Origin of the sequence: Brevibacillus sp. NPDC058079 (assembly GCF_042885155.1) — a bacterium.
Lineage (GTDB): Bacteria > Bacillota > Bacilli > Brevibacillales > Brevibacillaceae > Brevibacillus.
The window spans coordinates 176,409-191,269 of record NZ_JBHVSO010000008.1; the positions used below are offsets into that span (position 1 = coordinate 176,409).

A 14,861-nucleotide genomic window follows, 5' to 3' on the forward strand; every position below is an offset into this window, starting at 1 on the left:
CCCCTCCCCTTTTCGCTTCCTGTTTATAATAAAATCGATATCATCACGCTAACGAACAGACATAAGAGCGAAACGAGATACATCAAACGAATCGTCGCGACAATATCACTTGCCTGCAATGGTCGCTTCGCATCTCCCATTTTTGCCCGATTCGATGCAACACCTTGGTAATAATTCAGTCCCCCGAGCTGCACGCCTAATGCGCCAGCGACTCCGGCTTCCGGCAAACCGCTGTTTGGACTCGGATGCAAATGCGCATCTCTTCGGATCATTGCCCAGCACTGCTTCCCATCCAATCGCTGCAGCCAGCTTGCCGCAACGAGCAACAACGCTGTCAAACGGGCGGGTATGTAGTTCAGTACATCGTCAAAGCGGGCAGATGCCCAGCCGAGATTCATATACTGCTCGTTTTTATAGCCAACCATGGAGTCGAGGGTGTTGGCGGCACGGTACGCCATTGCCAACGGTGCTCCCCCAATCGCTGCGTAAATCAGCGGAGAGACGATCGCATCGACGATGTTTTCCGCCACGGTTTCCACCGCTCCCCGACATACTTCCGGTTCATCTAGCCGCTCTGTATCGCGTCCGACTACCATGGACAAGGAACGTCTCGCCGCTTCCATATCCCCAGCCACAAGATGACGGGCAATCTCCATCCCGGCATCGGCCAAGCCTTTTGTTGCAATCGTCGTGGAAATCAACCAGGCACCCAATATCCAGGCAAGCACCGGATGGATGAACGTGACTCCCCACAAAAGTAGCCAAACGACAGCGTAGCTGCCGCCAACGATCACGAGCGGGAACAGGACTCCTGCTAGCTTCAAATGCGACTCCTTTTTGACGAGAGAACGTATGACCCGCTCCAATCGTGTAATCCACCAGCCCATGATGATCACTGGATGTGGCAGGCTCCTGGGGTCTCCTACCACCCGATCAATCAAGTAGGCCGCGCATAATATCCATACTTCTGTCATGTTGTCCCTCTCTTACTCTTCAGGGGTTGTCGCATCCAACTCTGCCCTTGTGCATCCAAGCATTCCGCTACCAGAGCCTCCCCATGCTTAACGCCATCGACCTGCCAATATCGGTCAGGATTGTTCACGAGCCACGCGGCCTGGAACCAGCGGATCACGCCGCCATGTGTGACAATGACGACTGGATCGGATGCCTCCTCCTTGTCCGCTCTCTCCAACAAGGAACGTAGCCAACGATCCACGCGCATCCCCAGCTCTTCCAGACTCTCCCCTTGTGGAGGCTGATTTCGAAAAGGATCGTCGTACCACCTTGTAGCTCGCACAGGGTCCGACACCATCAGCTCGTCGTAGGTCATCAGCTCCCACTCACCAAAAGACAGCTCTCTCAATGCTGGCTCCGGAATAACCGATAGCCCCAAAGCAGCTGCGAGTGGTTCGGCAGTCTGCATGCATCTGAGCAGGTCGCTTGAGTAAATCGCAGCAGGTCCCCCAATGAGCACTGGTAATTCCTTGGCCAAATCACTCGCGTGCAGATGCCCGCTCTCATTCAAAGGAACGTCGCTATGCCCCAAATATCGATGCTCACGATTGCTGTCTGTCTCCCCGTGACGTATCCAAACTAGCTTCATAACCACCAGCTCCCCACTAACACCAGCAGAACGACCGCTTCACTGCTTTCGATAACAGCCCCGTAGCAGTCTCCATTTAAACCGCCTAGTTTTTTGGCAACCGAGCGTGAAAACAATAGAGCGAACAATAGCGACAGAAAAATGGCTATGATGACCTGCAAGCCCCCAAGATACCAACCTGCGGCAAACACGAGGATGTAGCTCACGATGATAGAGGAAACGGAAAGCCCAGCACTGATGCCTTTTCCGATCCCTTTGTCTGCCGAAAGATACGGCCAGAGCTTGATCGACAAAAGCACATGTGTCCGCGCTGCCACTGGTGCTACGATTAAAAAGCTCCCCCATCCCGGATGTGCGAGCTCTGCGACTGCACCCGCCTTGATCAGCAATAGCATAATCGCAGCAAGAACGCCCATCGCACCTACGCGGCTGTCCTTCATAATCGCAAATATTTGCTCTCTCGGTCTGCTGCTGCCAAGACCGTCCGCGAGGTCCATCCACCCATCCATATGAAGACCACCAGTCACGTAGACCCATGTGACCAACGTCAAAATAGCCGCGATCCAAGGACTAAACAACAGCAGGCCTGCCTGATGTACAACCCATAGCAATAAACCGATGACCAAACCAACTGCGGGATACCAGTTGACGCTTTTTCTCCATGCCTCCTCTGAAGGACGAAGCCACGGAACCGGAATACGCGTAAAAAACGAGATCGCGTGTAAAAGTGCATTCATCCTTTGATCCTCCACGGTATCCCCGACAAAACCGCGTAGACGGCGTCCGCTTGTCGCGCACTTCTCTGATTGACATCGCCCAGCACATCCGCGAACCATCTGCCCAAACGACTCAAGGCTACACCGCCCAATCCGACCTCGCTTGTGACAGCAATGACTCTTTGCGGGGAATTCTGAACGAGGGACAGCCATGCCTTTGCCTCCTGCAACAGGGCTTGCGTGTGTGAAGGACTTCTCCATTCCGACTCATCCACGCTCATCAATCGATTACTCACCCAGGTGGACAGACAATCGATCAACACCACATCATACTGCTCACTAAATGCGTAGTAATCGGTTAAGCGCTCTCCTACCTCCACACAGCCCCAATCCAACGGACGACGTGCCTGATGCAGCTCGATTCTCTGCTTCATTTCATCATCCCAGGCCTTGCCTGTCGCCACGTACAGGACTCGACTGCTCAACGTCATCGCAAGCTCTTCCGCGTAGCGGCTTTTTCCTGAACGGACACCGCCTGTTACCAGCACCAAGCTCATCGCTGTTCACTTCCTTCCGCATGGACCTCGCGAAGCGCTGCCAGAAGTCGTTCATTTTCCTCTCGTCCACGCACTGCGATTCTCACATCATGTGCCGTCAAACCGGGATACATCGCACAGTTGCGGATCAGAACGCCTTTTTTGCCGAGCCGTGCCTGCAATTGTTCAGCTGGCAATCCTTCTGGCGATCGCAGCAACAAAAAGTTTGCCTCCCCAGGCCATACCTGCCAGCCCAACTCACTACGGATACAATCAGTCAAATACGCACGTTCTGCTTTTATGAGCCTGCGCGTCTGTTTCTCGTATGCCTGCTCCTGCAAGCACAGTTCTCCAGCTAAAAGGGCTAGTGCATTCACGCTCCAGCTCACTTGCTTCTGGCGCATCTTCGCAATGACATCTGGATGCGCAATCGCATAACCCAGGCGCAATCCCGGGATCGCGTACATTTTCGTCATCGAACGCATCAAAATCACACGGGTAAAGCGCTCCAGCTGCGTCGCCAATGTATACTGCCGCTCTTCCTCCACAAAATCGAGAAAAGCCTCATCCACGATGAGCCACGTATTGGTCTCTTTCGTCCATTCCGCCATTTGGCGCAGCTCATCCGGTTGATACAGGATTCCGGTTGGATTGTTTGGCGACCCGACAAATACGAGATCAGACTGCGTAAAAAGAGTGTGCAGCTCTTCAGGATCGGGCTTGTACCCGTTCGCTTCCTTCCCGAAACAGCCAATGACGCGAGCACCATACTGCTCGGAAAGTTGCGCGTATTCCGAAAAGCAAGGATACACTACACCAACCGTTTGCGGCGAAAGGCCGAGGATGGCCAATGCCATTGCCTCCGCTGCACCATTGGCAGGCAGCAACCATTCTTCCGGCACTTGCAGCCGTTTTGCCAATGCATGACGAAACACACGATGTCCAGGGTCTGGGTAATGCGCTACAGCAGCTAGCGAAGCCAGCAGCATCTCACGAACGCTTGCTGGCATCCCCAGCGGATTAATATTGGCACTGTAATCCAGAAACTGCCCTGGCTCTCGACCAAAGCGCTGCGCTGCGGTCAGCAAGTCTCCACCATGACCGTATGTTTCTATTACACCTGCGCTTGTCAAAACTCTACCCCCAGCACAGCTGGAATCCCTTCATCGTAGTAATGCTTGATTGGCTTCATCTCTGTCACCAAATCTGCGATGTCCAAAATCTCCTGCTTTGCTGCCCGTCCCGTAATCACGAGGTGGATATGACTTGGCCTGTTTTGAATCGCTTCCAAGACATCGGACAATGGCAACACATCGTCAATCGGGAAGCGGTCAATCGCCAATGCATTATTCAGCTCATCCAGAATGACGACATCGTACGCTCCGGAAGAGAGCTTTTCGCTCGCAAACGCCCAAGCTTCTTTCAAAGCCTGACGATGCTCCTCCGGTGTCTTCGTCCATGTGAAGCCAACACCCATTTGCACAATTTCTATGCCCAATTTATCGAAAATAATCTTTTCTCCGTATGTACGCTCCGGCGACTTGATGAATTGAACCATCAGCACCTTTTTTCCGCGCCCTGTCGCCCGCACAGCCAATCCGACTGCTGCCGTCGTTTTTCCTTTGCCGTCTCCCGTGTAAACGAGGGTCAAGCCCCGCTTCTTATCGTTTTTCTCCATCGTAACCACCTCAAAAAGTGATGTATTTTACTCCGTTGTTTCCTCCAAATACTTTCCGAAGCCAACAAAAAAAGCGCTCTGTTTCCCCAGTACGTAAGGAAAAACAAAGCGCGGATAGCCGAAAGCAACAATCCTCACCTCTTCCTTTGACCCGAAGGAAATCAGTGTAAACATAAAAACAGGCAGGTCTCCTGGCTCGAGGATCATCGCTCTTCTTCTCCTTCCCGCTCCCGGATGGGCAGTGGATGGCATGGTGCCTTGAAGAACAGCTACTCTCTTACAGTGGCGGGACCGCGTTGGCTTTTCACCAAACTTCCCTTTTAACCTTGCTCCTGCGAATCGGTTTCGCAAAAACAAGGACCTGTTTCTCTTCCATATGTAAATGTCATTCGTTTCGTTGACAAGCACTTGCTTTAATAATAGCAAAAGCTACCGAGGATTCAAGCAAAAGCTGCCGATTCCTCGCAGGTGTCTATTGGCAGAAAATTTAAGATAATCACCATTTACTTACCTGAAAATTTTCGTTACCCTATTGGCAAACAATCGAAAGTGGTGTGCAGTCATGCTATTTCCTCCGATTCCAAAAATACCAGACATGGTCTTGCCCAGCCCACTGCCGATCAAGGAATGCGACGAACCGATGATCCCCCTCTCTTCCCTCTGTGAACAAATCACAGTCTATCCAGCCTACTACCACGAGGGCTATGCCGGAACACAGCCAGAAGCCTTTTTGCGAGAAGGGGCAGCACGCAAGCTCGCCATGGCAGCCGCGCAACTGCCTATTGGCTACAAGCTCGTCGTGTTGGACGGCTGGCGCTCGTTCGAGGTACAGGCATCCTTGTATGAACGTTTCCGTGAAGCCTTGCTTTCACAAGGCTGGCAGGAAGGACCCGCGCTCACCGATGAATTGAGCAAATTCGTCGCTTATCCAACAACAGACCTCTCCAAGCCGTCCCCTCACCTATCCGGTGGCGCAGTCGATCTGACTATCGCAGGACCTGATGGCTGGCTGGAGATGGGGACAGCCTTCGATAATTTCAGTGTAAGGGCTGCAACTCGCCATTATGAAGAACTCGTACATCCTACACAAAAGGACATCGAGATTCGAGACAATCGCCGACTGCTGTATCATTTGATGACGACTGTCGGATTCGTCAACTATCCGAAAGAATGGTGGCATTTCGAGTATGGGACGCGCACCTGGGGACAAAAAACGCAGCAGGAGCCGATCTATGGCGGGGTTTTGTCGATGTAACCACAAATACTCAAGTATTCAGCCGAAAAAGGCATGAGCCCGGTCGATACCGTACTCATGCCCAGATGGCCGCCCACTCTTCAAACTCAACAAATTCCTGTAGCTCTTAGGTCACTGGTATTTCAGAAGATGCTGCTGAAACCAAAAGGCTTTTGTTGTATTCAGGCGACAATACAATATTTGTATAAGTTCCGCGCCCTGACACATAGTGATAGGAATGCTCGACGCCTGCTGGGATAAAAATAGCTGCTGGACTCTCAACAGTCTTCTCTTCTTCACCCAGTTGAACATGACACACCAGACTAGTGCCATCAGGTGCATCTCCCCAAAAGAGGAAGGCACTGTCACAATGATGCGCATGTCTGTCTACATGTTTTTCAGAAACACCGGACAAATCGCATAATCTAAAGATCCTTTGGATCACATAGAATGAGGCTCGCTCATCAACACGCGAATCCATCATAACCCAGCGTATCCCTGGACCGTCACGATGATACTGTAGCTCTGAAGCACCTTTGGGAAACGGCTTTCCTACCTGTAAGGAAACAGGCAGCTTTGGGCTTCCTAGTGGAGGACGCTTTTCTTCGAGAAGCCGTATTCTTCCAATCGTTTCGGGAGGAAATGGCTCATACGCTTTGGAATTTCTCTTTACGGCTTGGACATGGTAAGCCGATGTATGCGTAAAGGCATTTTGCCCAGTGATAGGGCGCAGTTCGTCCGGTCTATACCCTGTCGTCAGACGTATCGCTTGTACAAGCTCGGGAATTCTATCCAAAGAATAACGATGATCATTTCGCAGCTTTTGCAACGCGACAGTAAGCTGGATCAAGTCAGTAATGCCAGCTCTTTCACCGATTCCTAAAATTGTTGTATCAATGACAGAGGCGCCTGCATCAATAGCCGCCAGCGCATTCGCTTGAGCAAGACCGAAATCATTATGCAGATGCACTTCAATCTCGCATCCAAATTCCTCAATGGCACGAGTTACGATTTTTTTGCATGTATCAGGCTCCCATATCCCGACAGTATCTGCCAAACTAATGCGATCTGCGCCTGCCTGTAAAGCAACATGACCTAAGCTGGATATCCTTTCCCACTCTGTCCGTGAAGCGTCTTCAATCGTGAATCTAACCTGTAAGCCAAGCTTTTTTGCTTCGATAACAGCTTGTTGGACTTTCTCATGTATATAGCTTTCCTGATGATGACTGAATTTGGTTTGGATAGACACATCATTAATGGAAGCCCATATCCCCACCCAGTCTGCTTTGGCGCGCTTTGCTGCATGTACTTCTTCAACAGTAGCTCTCGCATGCATTAATATTTGCGCTCGTCTTGCCGATTGAGCCACTTTTCGGCAGATTTCTTCATCCAGGGCAGAAATTCCAGGGTGGCCCACTTCTATGAGGTTAATATGATAACTTTCCAAGAGATGTAGTATGCGAATCTTGTCTTCGCATGTGAAGCGAACGCCTGCTTGCTGCTCTCCTTCTCGCAGTGTTGCATCTAAAATTTGAAACGGCTTCATTTCCAGCACATCCTTACGAGTTTACTTACTTTTTCAGGAATTCGTCTGTTTCACGCAAGAGTTGATCACGATTTTTTTCATACAACACCCAATGTGTTGCATCTTTGATAACCACTTCTTGTTTTGCAGATGCATGGGTCAGCTTATGGAAGAGGGACTTATCTGCAAAAAAGTCCAGATCTCCTCGAATGATCAACACTGGCGTCGTAATTTTCGCTGCATCAAAAATTGGTCTGTCCGTCCAGATGTAATACAGATCTACCAAAGGTCCCATTGGACGGCGGATGGACTGTTCAGGTTGCTTGCTGCTGTTAGGATCAGAGTTTACGAAGACCTTGGATACAGCATTCATTGCCTCTCCAGAAACCAAATCACGTTTATCTAGCATCATGTGCCAATGGTGCATGGCCTTGTCAAACTGGACAACCTGGTACGCTGGTAATTGGGGATTGATTTCACCTGGCTTCCCTTTTGCTTCAAATGGAGTTGCCATCAAAGGCAAAGAAAAACCATGCATAACACCATAAAGCACGAGTTTTTCAATATCATCGGAATGTTCAGTCGCGTACATCCCTGCAACAACTCCACCCCAAGACCATCCTACGATACTGATTTTATCCACTTGTCGAGTTTTCTTTATGTGCTGGACGACAGCCTCCAGATCTTTTACCGCCTCACTGGCACGAACGACTGGAGCATTCTTTACAGGTGGTTGATCCATTTCAACTGGTCGGGTAGAATGCCCAAACCCTTGGAAGTCCATCGCCCATGTATCGTAACCTTGCTTTGCGTATTCCTCCATCCAGGAGTATCCCGGAACATCAAATGCTTGGGCGGTAGGTACGCTAAACGGTTCAAGAAACAATACAACCTCATTGTTGGTGAACTTTTCCTTGTTTTTGGCACTCATATGCCTCACATATAAGGAGACGTCCTGATCGTTGCTTGGCACTTTCAGCTCTTCCGTTACGATCTCACTGGTTGATTCCACTACGGATTGAGCTTGTGTTGTACTATTTTGATTGAGGGAATCAGGATTTGAACACCCTTGAACAAGTAGCCCCAAAGATAGGACTAGCATAAGAAAATGATTTTTCATTTGATGATTGAAATTCATAGTTTGGCACTTCTTTCAAATTAGATTTAGAGGGTGCTAGAAATTGAAGATTCTCGACAGCAGCGCAATGCATCCTGCTGCAATGATTAAGCCTGCGGGCAACCCATTAGTCAGTAGCACTGCCAAAAGTGTTCCAAGTGTTACGCCTATGAAAACAACCGGTTGATCTGGCAAAATACTTAAGCCTTTTCCCCCGACATAAGAGATGATAAAACCTGCTAAAATGGCTAGCGTTGCTTTCCAACTGACCATTTCCTTGCTAAGGGAGATGAAATCATATTTTCCTTTGGCAATCGGAATCAACAAGAATACCATTAGACAAAACAGACCCACATGGAAAATTGGTTTTTGGATGGCATCCATGACAGGCACTGCTTTTAGCAAAGATAATCCGAGCAGCAAGAGGGAAGCGTAGACGAGAACCAGATCCTTTGCCACTAATGACAAGAGGGCGATTACCAGTAAGATAATGGTGGTATGCAACATAAGAGTCCTTATAGTAGCGTGTTATCCCAGCTTCCCTCTGCCGGGGCTTCCACCTGTACCATTTGGACGGAAGCTAAATTGACTTTGACTAGATTGGGAGCAACGGCTGGCAATAGGTCTGGTCTCTGAATGATTAGTTTGAATGCCTCAAAGCTAGCCAATACGCCGACGATATTCGCTACCGGAGCAAGCACTGCCCATGGAGCCTCTCTTTTTACATAGGCATCTGCCCATTCAGGCAAAGCGCCTTGCGATACGGAATACTTTGCACGCTCGTCTTTGATCTGATTAATTTTTTCACGCATCTCTGGCGTGAGAGGCTGTTGATAGGAAGGGTGTCTCATGGCGACCTCATAGGGCAAGGAGTCGGGTGTCATGCACATGATTCCTCCGCGGAAAGGTGGTGTTACCGCAATCCAGATGGAGGAAATACCCATATCGGCTGCTGTTCTATGGATGATTACCCGTGCAACCAGATTATCCGTAGCATCTACAATCACATCTGTATCACCCAGCAGATCATGTGCATTTTCTTCGGTAACAAACTCCCTTGTTACCTTTACTTCCAGCTCTGGATTGATATCGTGAAGTATTTCCTTCGCTACTTCCGCCTTGGGAGAGTTGATTTTGCTGACAAAGCTGAGCATTTGGCGATTGAGATTACTTTCCTCAAACGAGTCTTGATCGATGACATGAAGCTTCCCTACACCCATCCGGGCGAGTTGAATCAATGTGATTCCTCCCACGCCACCTGCACCTACCACGGTTACTCTAGCATTTCGCAGTTTGGCTTGCTCCTCACTCGTAATGATTCCGAAATTGCGGGTAAAACTGTTGTTATATAATTGGCTATTTTCTATCAATGGCATACGATCATCTCCTTTGTTCTTTCAAAATCGTTATAATGTTGCATAGTTCCACGTTCCATCAGGGGGAGTTGTCACTTTTACCGGTGTGTCCGTATCTAGATTAATGAGAACTCCTTTGGGTGCACGTGCCAACGGTTCTCTGCCCGTCAAGATTTGCACGGCTTCATGAAAGCTGAAAAGCGCTATGAGATGGGCACGAACTGGTGTAATAATCCAGCCAGCCTTTCCCTCACAAAAATCCTCTGCCCATTCCTTTGGAGCTCCTTCTTTGACAGAGTGCCAGGCCCTGGCTTTTTTTATGTCAGCAATCTCTTGGCGTAACGCTTCATTGGTCAACTTCTCCCCTGCTCCTGGAATGTTCAATGCTGTTTCATACGAGATGCCGTCTGGAAAAAAGGAAGAGACAAACCCGCGGGTTGGGGGGCTCCCTGACATGCCCACGCTTGGTATGCCCAGCTCACGCGCGGTCCGGTGGATGATGACGCGGGAGGGTATATCGTCCACTGCTTCTATCACCAGATCATGCCCTTTCATCAGTTCAAGCACATTGTCTTCATCAACATTTGCTTGGACGCATCGAACAGATATGTATGGGTTAATGGATTGAAGAACTTCTTCAGCCGTCGCCGCTTTTGATTTACCCAATGAATGTACCGTTGCCAACATTTGACGATTGATGTTAGAAACTTCGAATTCATCAGGATCTACTCCGGTGACCTGCCCGATCCCCATGCGGGCGCAAAGAATCGCTTCCATTCCCCCGACCCCGCCGAGTCCAAATATGATGACCTTTCCTTTCTTTAAGCGGTTTTGTTCCTCAGTGGTATACACGCCAATATTTTTCTTGACCATTTCCCAATAAAACGAATCCATTTCCAATTCTTCTTCCTCCTCTTTCCAAATTCAATTGTCCATTTACATTTGACATTATAGAGTTCCAGTTACTAGCAAAAAAATAGCTCGTTCTGACTATTAATTGGGTTTTATTTGAAATTTTCATGAACAAAGCAGAAAAATTTTTAGCTAGAATAGACAAAATGAAAAGGCTTGAGTCCGGTACAATACCGAACCCAAGCCTTACACTCCCCTAACGTTACTGCATAAAATCCGCCATGATGATCTCCGTATCAAACGGCGTAATCCCTTCCTCCAAGGAAAATACCGTATCTGCCTCTCCTGCTTGATCAGTCAGCGTCCCTCTCGCCTGTGCATGAAGCATAAACAACTCATGCAGAGTAGGCTTCACCAACGAGGTGAGCGCTCTTCCCATCAGCTCCACCCCTCCAGCATTGGACTCCACATTGTTGGCAAACCGCGGATCGGAATTCAGGGAGATATCCGTCCAAATCACTTTTCTCTCCACGAGATCCAGAATGACCGGGATACAAATCCGCGTGTTTGCGGCGAGGTCAATCTTGTCCTGTACCGTCTGCGGCTCGAAAATTCCCCCTGTCTGTGGCGCCGAACGAATCATCCAGCCAGCGAAGCATTCAGGCAAATCGCAATAAGGCTGATCCGTAAACGAATACAGGTTCATGACGACATATCGACCCCCATAGCGGATGACAGAATCCATGTCGATGTCGATGAATTCGCACGCGCCTTTGGGAGCCTCCACAATATCCCCGCTATGGCACGCTTGATACTTGTCGGAACGCAGATTGGTATAGGAAATATGCTCCATGTACTTCCAATCCTCGTTATAGAGCACGGCAGACAAATCGATATCGACTCTGCCTGTAGGAACATCGTTGACGATCCCTTCTCTCCACCACAGGAAAAAGCGAATCGTCCCTCCATCCGGGATCGATAGCCGGGAGCCGCGTGCAATCGTGCGTAGTGCTTTGCTAGCGGATCGCATCGAAAACGGAACGAGATGCTCCTGCAGTCGCGGGTCGATATAGACGTTACCCAGCGACGGCAATTGGGCAAAACGGTTTAACAACGATGTCCGGCAAATATCCGCTGCCTTCTGTCTGATGTCCTCTTGCAGCCCTGCCACTCGGTTTTCGATTGCCTGTACTTTTGCCACTTGCCCTTTCGGAAAAAAGGTTCGCCATTCCCCGTAGCTATCCCGTTTGTTGAAGTGATTCATGACTTGCAAAAGAACTGGAGTCGATACACCATCCGCAATTTTCTCGAAGGCAGAAAGAACTGAACTCCCCTGCTCCGTCAAACGCAACAAATGATCCAGACGACGGGCAAATTCCCCTGGACGCTGTTCAAGCAGTTTGATCGCCGTATTCACATCCGCACGGACCAGCGCCTGCTCTACTTGGCTATTGAACGTCTCGATCTTGTGATTATTGCGCAAAATATCGAATGCTTCTGCCGCTTTCGGATAGCGATCCTTATATTCAAACGGATGCAAGATTTCCCCGAGACGAATCCATCTGTTTTTGTAACGATTCATATCTTCTACGATATTCGAGCTGGCTTCCAGCAGGCCCAGGAGTAGTCTTCTTTCCCCGCGTTTGAACTTGCGAAACTTCGCAGGCTCCGCCAAGCTCACATCCCCGTCAGACAGTGCCACTGCCAGACGTAGTACATCTGTCGCCGTCTTGCAATAGTGGGCAAAAAAAGTAGTAGGAAGCTTGTCATACTTGAGCAACAGGCTAGCAGCAATCGCCACGTTTTCCTTTTGGGGAATCTCGGCCGGGAGAGCTTCTGCGATTCCTTCATAGGCCTGAATCAAGCCCTCCAAGTCTTCCCTGTCAGTAGCAGAGAGCGAGCTATTGGAGCGCAGCAAGTTCATTCCTACCTGTAGCAGCTCTTCATCTGTCCCCAAATGAATCAGCTTCAGGCGAGATTCTCTTAGCAAAGGCAAACGTTTTTTCACTTCGTGCACAGGAAGGTCCAACGTCAAATAATGAATGATCGTATTTACAAACAGCTCACCCTCGCTAGCCTCCATGACTTGCTTAGGAAAATTCGGATACATCGGCTTGTACTGGCGGGATGCTCCGATCTTTATCTTGAGCACAGCTACCACGTCCGAATAGAGCGCGAAAAACTCTCCTTCCGACAGCGTCCGGATTCTTTCTAGTAAATCCAGTGAAAAGGTATAGCCCAAGCTCTCTATATTGCGCAAAGCCGCAGCTAAATAAGAGGTAGGCAGTTCATGCTGCCCCTGATGTACGATGATTTTATTTTTTCGGCGAAGGTAGATTTGATTTTTCATTGGCATCACGAAAAAAATCAGGAAAGCAGTACCCCTAATGGTGAACCAAACCTTTAGCTCAGAAGGAAGGTGTACAATAGCCTGATTTTTTAATCCTTTTTGTAATTTTTCACCATCTTACTTCAATTTTGTCAGATGGTAAAGCCTTCCGGGAGGAACGAGACATAAATCCGTCCCCGGACCTAATTCGATTTCATTCCGCTGCCCGTTATTCCATATTCTTCACCCCTGTAAAGTGAGTAGCAGAGTACCAAAACTTTACAGGAGGGAGAATTCGATTCATGAATCAATCTGTTATGAAAAGTCATACAGCATCCCCTTTCTTTCAAGGAGAGAAATGGTTAGTGTATACCGGCTTGCTCGGCTTCTTACTCGCTGCCATATGCGCAATCTGGGTCATGCTGTACGGAGGACCCGTCGCTCCTAATGGCGATGTCTCGAAAGCGTTTTCCTTTAATGCCGCACTCGGAATATTTTTATTGTCGACAGCCGCAATCATTCCGTTATCTGCCCTGGGCACGCGAAGTAGAGCTTTGTTTCGCTGGTCTTATATTCTGCTTGCGCTATATTCGTACGGAGCGGAAACTATACAAAACTTCCGTGGCGTGGACCCGAGGTTCGTCAAAAATGGCACACCCTTCGACGTCGCTGTCGGTTCCATTTTTACTTTTGTGGCTCTTCTCTTGGTCCTCTTTTATGTATTCATCGCCATTCAATTTTTCCGCAGAAAAGCTTATTCCCTACACCCAGAACTGGCAGTTGGCATCCGTTATGCAATGATTGCGATTATGCTATCGTTTGCGGCAGGCCTCTGGATTTCATTCAATGATGGTCGAGTGGTCGGGCAGCAAGGGAATATCATTTGGCTCCATGGTATTGGCTTTCATGCTCTGCAAGCCGTACCTTTTGTCGCTTGGTTAGCTGAACGTAAAAAGCATGTGTCCACTGCTCGAACTGGATTCATCCATCTCGCGGGTATCGCCTACTTGCTCGGTTTAGCTGCAATCGGCTGGCAAACCTATCTCGGCCGTGCTGTTTTGGAAATGTCCGTTTTTCCGATTCTCGCCGCCTGTTGTTTCTTGGTCGCCTTCTTTCCAATCATTTTCTTCCTTCTACAAAAGAACGATGCAAAAAAGCTCCACCATACTTCTGATATTCAGAACTAATTGATTGTCTTGATCTTTCGTGATACTTTGATACCAATACCAGACATACGGTATCAGAAACGAGGAGATTGATCGATGACAGCACGTATTGGACTTCCTGCACCTGATTTTACAATGGACACCGTTACGTTTGACAACGGATTTCCCCTGCCAAAGAGCTTGGTAGACTATCGTGGAAAATGGCTTCTTTTGTTCTTTTATCCGTTTGACTTTTCGAAAGTATGCCCGACGGAAATCCTCAGCCTCAACCGCCGGATCAAGGAGTTCGCGGATTTGAATGTCGAGGTGCTTGGCATTAGCGGCGACAGCATACATACACACAAAGCATGGATGAGATCGAGTGACGGCATCGGTCCACTCTCGTTCCCGCTCGCTTCCGATTACAGCAAAGAAGCGACCATGGCATACGGTGTGCTGGACGAAGCAACCAAAGCCCCGCTGCGCGGCAGCTTCATCATCGATCCAGAAGGCATCCTGCAATACGCAGTCATCTCCAACTCCAAGGTTGGCAGAAGCGTAGATGAGACGCTCCGCGTGATCGAAGCTCTGCAATCAGGCGGATTGTGCCCAATGGACTGGAAGCCTGGGCAAAACACGATCTCCTAATCGATAGACATAAACAAAGGCCGCATGATCGCTTACACAGGATCATACGGCCTTCTCATTTTAATTATAGGCATAAAAAAATCAGGAAAGCAGTACCCCTAATATCGGATTGGGTTAGAAGGA

Annotated in this window: 16 protein-coding genes and 1 riboswitch; of the genes, 3 read left to right on the plus strand and 13 right to left on the minus strand. The window is 49.0% G+C overall.

Translation table 11 applies throughout. The features are described 5' to 3' along the window. Nucleotides 1-23: 23 nt before the first annotated feature. The 7 genes from cbiB to ACFVS2_RS23070 all read right to left on the minus strand — a co-directional run bounded on the left by cbiB (nt 24) and on the right by ACFVS2_RS23070 (nt 4,740). Nucleotides 24-974, minus strand: a complete 951-nt coding sequence (gene cbiB, locus ACFVS2_RS23040) for an adenosylcobinamide-phosphate synthase CbiB (protein WP_173620116.1) — start codon at nt 972-974, stop codon at nt 24-26. After that, complete coding sequence (locus ACFVS2_RS23045) at nt 971-1,603, minus strand: histidine phosphatase family protein (RefSeq protein ID WP_390238070.1); 633 nt, start codon at nt 1,601-1,603, stop codon at nt 971-973. The genes cbiB and ACFVS2_RS23045 overlap by 4 nt, the downstream gene beginning before the upstream one ends. Continuing rightward, nucleotides 1,600-2,340, minus strand: a complete 741-nt coding sequence (gene cobS / locus ACFVS2_RS23050; RefSeq protein WP_390238072.1) for an adenosylcobinamide-GDP ribazoletransferase — start codon at nt 2,338-2,340, stop codon at nt 1,600-1,602. Before cobS ends, ACFVS2_RS23045 begins: the two co-directional genes overlap by 4 nt. Next, a complete protein-coding gene (gene cobU, locus ACFVS2_RS23055) occupies nt 2,337-2,876 on the minus strand; it encodes a bifunctional adenosylcobinamide kinase/adenosylcobinamide-phosphate guanylyltransferase (RefSeq protein ID WP_173620119.1) in 540 nt (179 codons plus the stop codon). Before cobU ends, cobS begins: the two co-directional genes overlap by 4 nt. Then, a complete protein-coding gene (gene cobD / locus ACFVS2_RS23060) occupies nt 2,873-3,988 on the minus strand; it encodes a threonine-phosphate decarboxylase CobD (protein ID WP_390238075.1) in 1,116 nt (371 codons plus the stop codon). Before cobD ends, cobU begins: the two co-directional genes overlap by 4 nt. Continuing rightward, nucleotides 3,985-4,533 carry a cob(I)yrinic acid a,c-diamide adenosyltransferase gene (gene cobO, locus ACFVS2_RS23065; RefSeq protein ID WP_017247397.1) on the minus strand — a complete coding sequence of 183 codons (549 nt, stop codon included), beginning with the start codon at nt 4,531-4,533 and terminating at the stop codon, nt 3,985-3,987. The genes cobD and cobO overlap by 4 nt, the downstream gene beginning before the upstream one ends. A gap of 27 nt (nt 4,534-4,560) precedes the next feature. Next, entirely contained in the window at nt 4,561-4,740 is a 180-nt protein-coding gene (locus ACFVS2_RS23070; RefSeq protein ID WP_173620121.1) for a hypothetical protein, read from the minus strand. After that, nucleotides 4,698-4,913, minus strand: a riboswitch (cobalamin riboswitch). (Overlaps the previous gene by 43 nt.) A 182-nt stretch (nt 4,914-5,095) precedes the next feature. On the opposite strand from ACFVS2_RS23070, the gene ACFVS2_RS23075 reads away from it, so the two are divergent. Next, nucleotides 5,096-5,788 (plus strand): M15 family metallopeptidase, encoded by a 693-nt coding sequence (locus tag ACFVS2_RS23075; RefSeq protein ID WP_390238078.1) that lies wholly within the window; start codon nt 5,096-5,098, stop codon nt 5,786-5,788. A gap of 106 nt (nt 5,789-5,894) precedes the next feature. Here ACFVS2_RS23075 and ACFVS2_RS23080 read toward each other — a convergent pair whose 3' ends face one another. From ACFVS2_RS23080 to ACFVS2_RS23105, 6 genes are all read right to left on the minus strand, one after another. After that, on the minus strand, nt 5,895-7,313 hold the full coding sequence (locus ACFVS2_RS23080) for a LeuA family protein (RefSeq protein ID WP_390238081.1): 1,419 nt from the start codon (nt 7,311-7,313) through the stop codon (nt 5,895-5,897). 25 nt (nt 7,314-7,338) lie between these two features. Further along, entirely contained in the window at nt 7,339-8,430 is a 1,092-nt protein-coding gene (locus ACFVS2_RS23085; protein WP_390238082.1) for an alpha/beta hydrolase, read from the minus strand. Between the two features lie 36 nt (nt 8,431-8,466). Further along, nucleotides 8,467-8,916 carry a DUF441 domain-containing protein gene (locus ACFVS2_RS23090; RefSeq protein ID WP_390238085.1) on the minus strand — a complete coding sequence of 150 codons (450 nt, stop codon included), beginning with the start codon at nt 8,914-8,916 and terminating at the stop codon, nt 8,467-8,469. An 8-nt stretch (nt 8,917-8,924) separates the two neighbouring features. Further along, complete coding sequence (locus ACFVS2_RS23095) at nt 8,925-9,785, minus strand: HesA/MoeB/ThiF family protein (RefSeq protein ID WP_390238087.1); 861 nt, start codon at nt 9,783-9,785, stop codon at nt 8,925-8,927. Between the two features lie 30 nt (nt 9,786-9,815). Then, complete coding sequence (locus ACFVS2_RS23100) at nt 9,816-10,664, minus strand: HesA/MoeB/ThiF family protein (RefSeq protein WP_173620127.1); 849 nt, start codon at nt 10,662-10,664, stop codon at nt 9,816-9,818. A 214-nt stretch (nt 10,665-10,878) separates the two neighbouring features. Continuing rightward, a complete protein-coding gene (locus tag ACFVS2_RS23105) occupies nt 10,879-12,966 on the minus strand; it encodes a TerD family protein (protein WP_390238089.1) in 2,088 nt (695 codons plus the stop codon). Between the two features lie 281 nt (nt 12,967-13,247). Between ACFVS2_RS23105 and ACFVS2_RS23110 the strand changes: the two genes are divergently transcribed. Both ACFVS2_RS23110 and ACFVS2_RS23115 read left to right on the plus strand, forming a co-directional pair. Then, entirely contained in the window at nt 13,248-14,132 is an 885-nt protein-coding gene (locus ACFVS2_RS23110; protein ID WP_390238092.1) for a hypothetical protein, read from the plus strand. A 75-nt stretch (nt 14,133-14,207) separates the two neighbouring features. Further along, entirely contained in the window at nt 14,208-14,738 is a 531-nt protein-coding gene (locus ACFVS2_RS23115) for a peroxiredoxin (protein ID WP_173620130.1), read from the plus strand. Nucleotides 14,739-14,861 lie beyond the last annotated feature (123 nt).

Excerpts from the sequence above, each read along its gene's own strand:
- cbiB (WP_173620116.1), bottom strand. The coding sequence starts at position 974 with ATGACAGAAGTATGGATATTATGCGCGGCCTACTTGATTGATCGGGTG.
- ACFVS2_RS23045 (WP_390238070.1), bottom strand. The coding sequence starts at position 1,603 with ATGAAGCTAGTTTGGATACGTCACGGGGAGACAGACAGCAATCGTGAG.
- cobS (WP_390238072.1), bottom strand. The coding sequence starts at position 2,340 with ATGAATGCACTTTTACACGCGATCTCGTTTTTTACGCGTATTCCGGTT.
- cobU (WP_173620119.1), bottom strand. The coding sequence starts at position 2,876 with ATGAGCTTGGTGCTGGTAACAGGCGGTGTCCGTTCAGGAAAAAGCCGC.
- cobO (WP_017247397.1), bottom strand. The coding sequence starts at position 4,533 with ATGGAGAAAAACGATAAGAAGCGGGGCTTGACCCTCGTTTACACGGGA.
- ACFVS2_RS23070 (WP_173620121.1), bottom strand. The coding sequence starts at position 4,740 with ATGATCCTCGAGCCAGGAGACCTGCCTGTTTTTATGTTTACACTGATT.
- ACFVS2_RS23075 (WP_390238078.1), top strand. The coding sequence starts at position 5,096 with ATGCTATTTCCTCCGATTCCAAAAATACCAGACATGGTCTTGCCCAGC.
- ACFVS2_RS23080 (WP_390238081.1), bottom strand. The coding sequence starts at position 7,313 with ATGAAGCCGTTTCAAATTTTAGATGCAACACTGCGAGAAGGAGAGCAG.
- ACFVS2_RS23085 (WP_390238082.1), bottom strand. The coding sequence starts at position 8,430 with ATGAATTTCAATCATCAAATGAAAAATCATTTTCTTATGCTAGTCCTA.
- ACFVS2_RS23090 (WP_390238085.1), bottom strand. The coding sequence starts at position 8,916 with ATGTTGCATACCACCATTATCTTACTGGTAATCGCCCTCTTGTCATTA.
- ACFVS2_RS23095 (WP_390238087.1), bottom strand. The coding sequence starts at position 9,785 with ATGCCATTGATAGAAAATAGCCAATTATATAACAACAGTTTTACCCGC.
- ACFVS2_RS23105 (WP_390238089.1), bottom strand. The coding sequence starts at position 12,966 with ATGAAAAATCAAATCTACCTTCGCCGAAAAAATAAAATCATCGTACAT.
- ACFVS2_RS23110 (WP_390238092.1), top strand. The coding sequence starts at position 13,248 with ATGAATCAATCTGTTATGAAAAGTCATACAGCATCCCCTTTCTTTCAA.
- ACFVS2_RS23115 (WP_173620130.1), top strand. The coding sequence starts at position 14,208 with ATGACAGCACGTATTGGACTTCCTGCACCTGATTTTACAATGGACACC.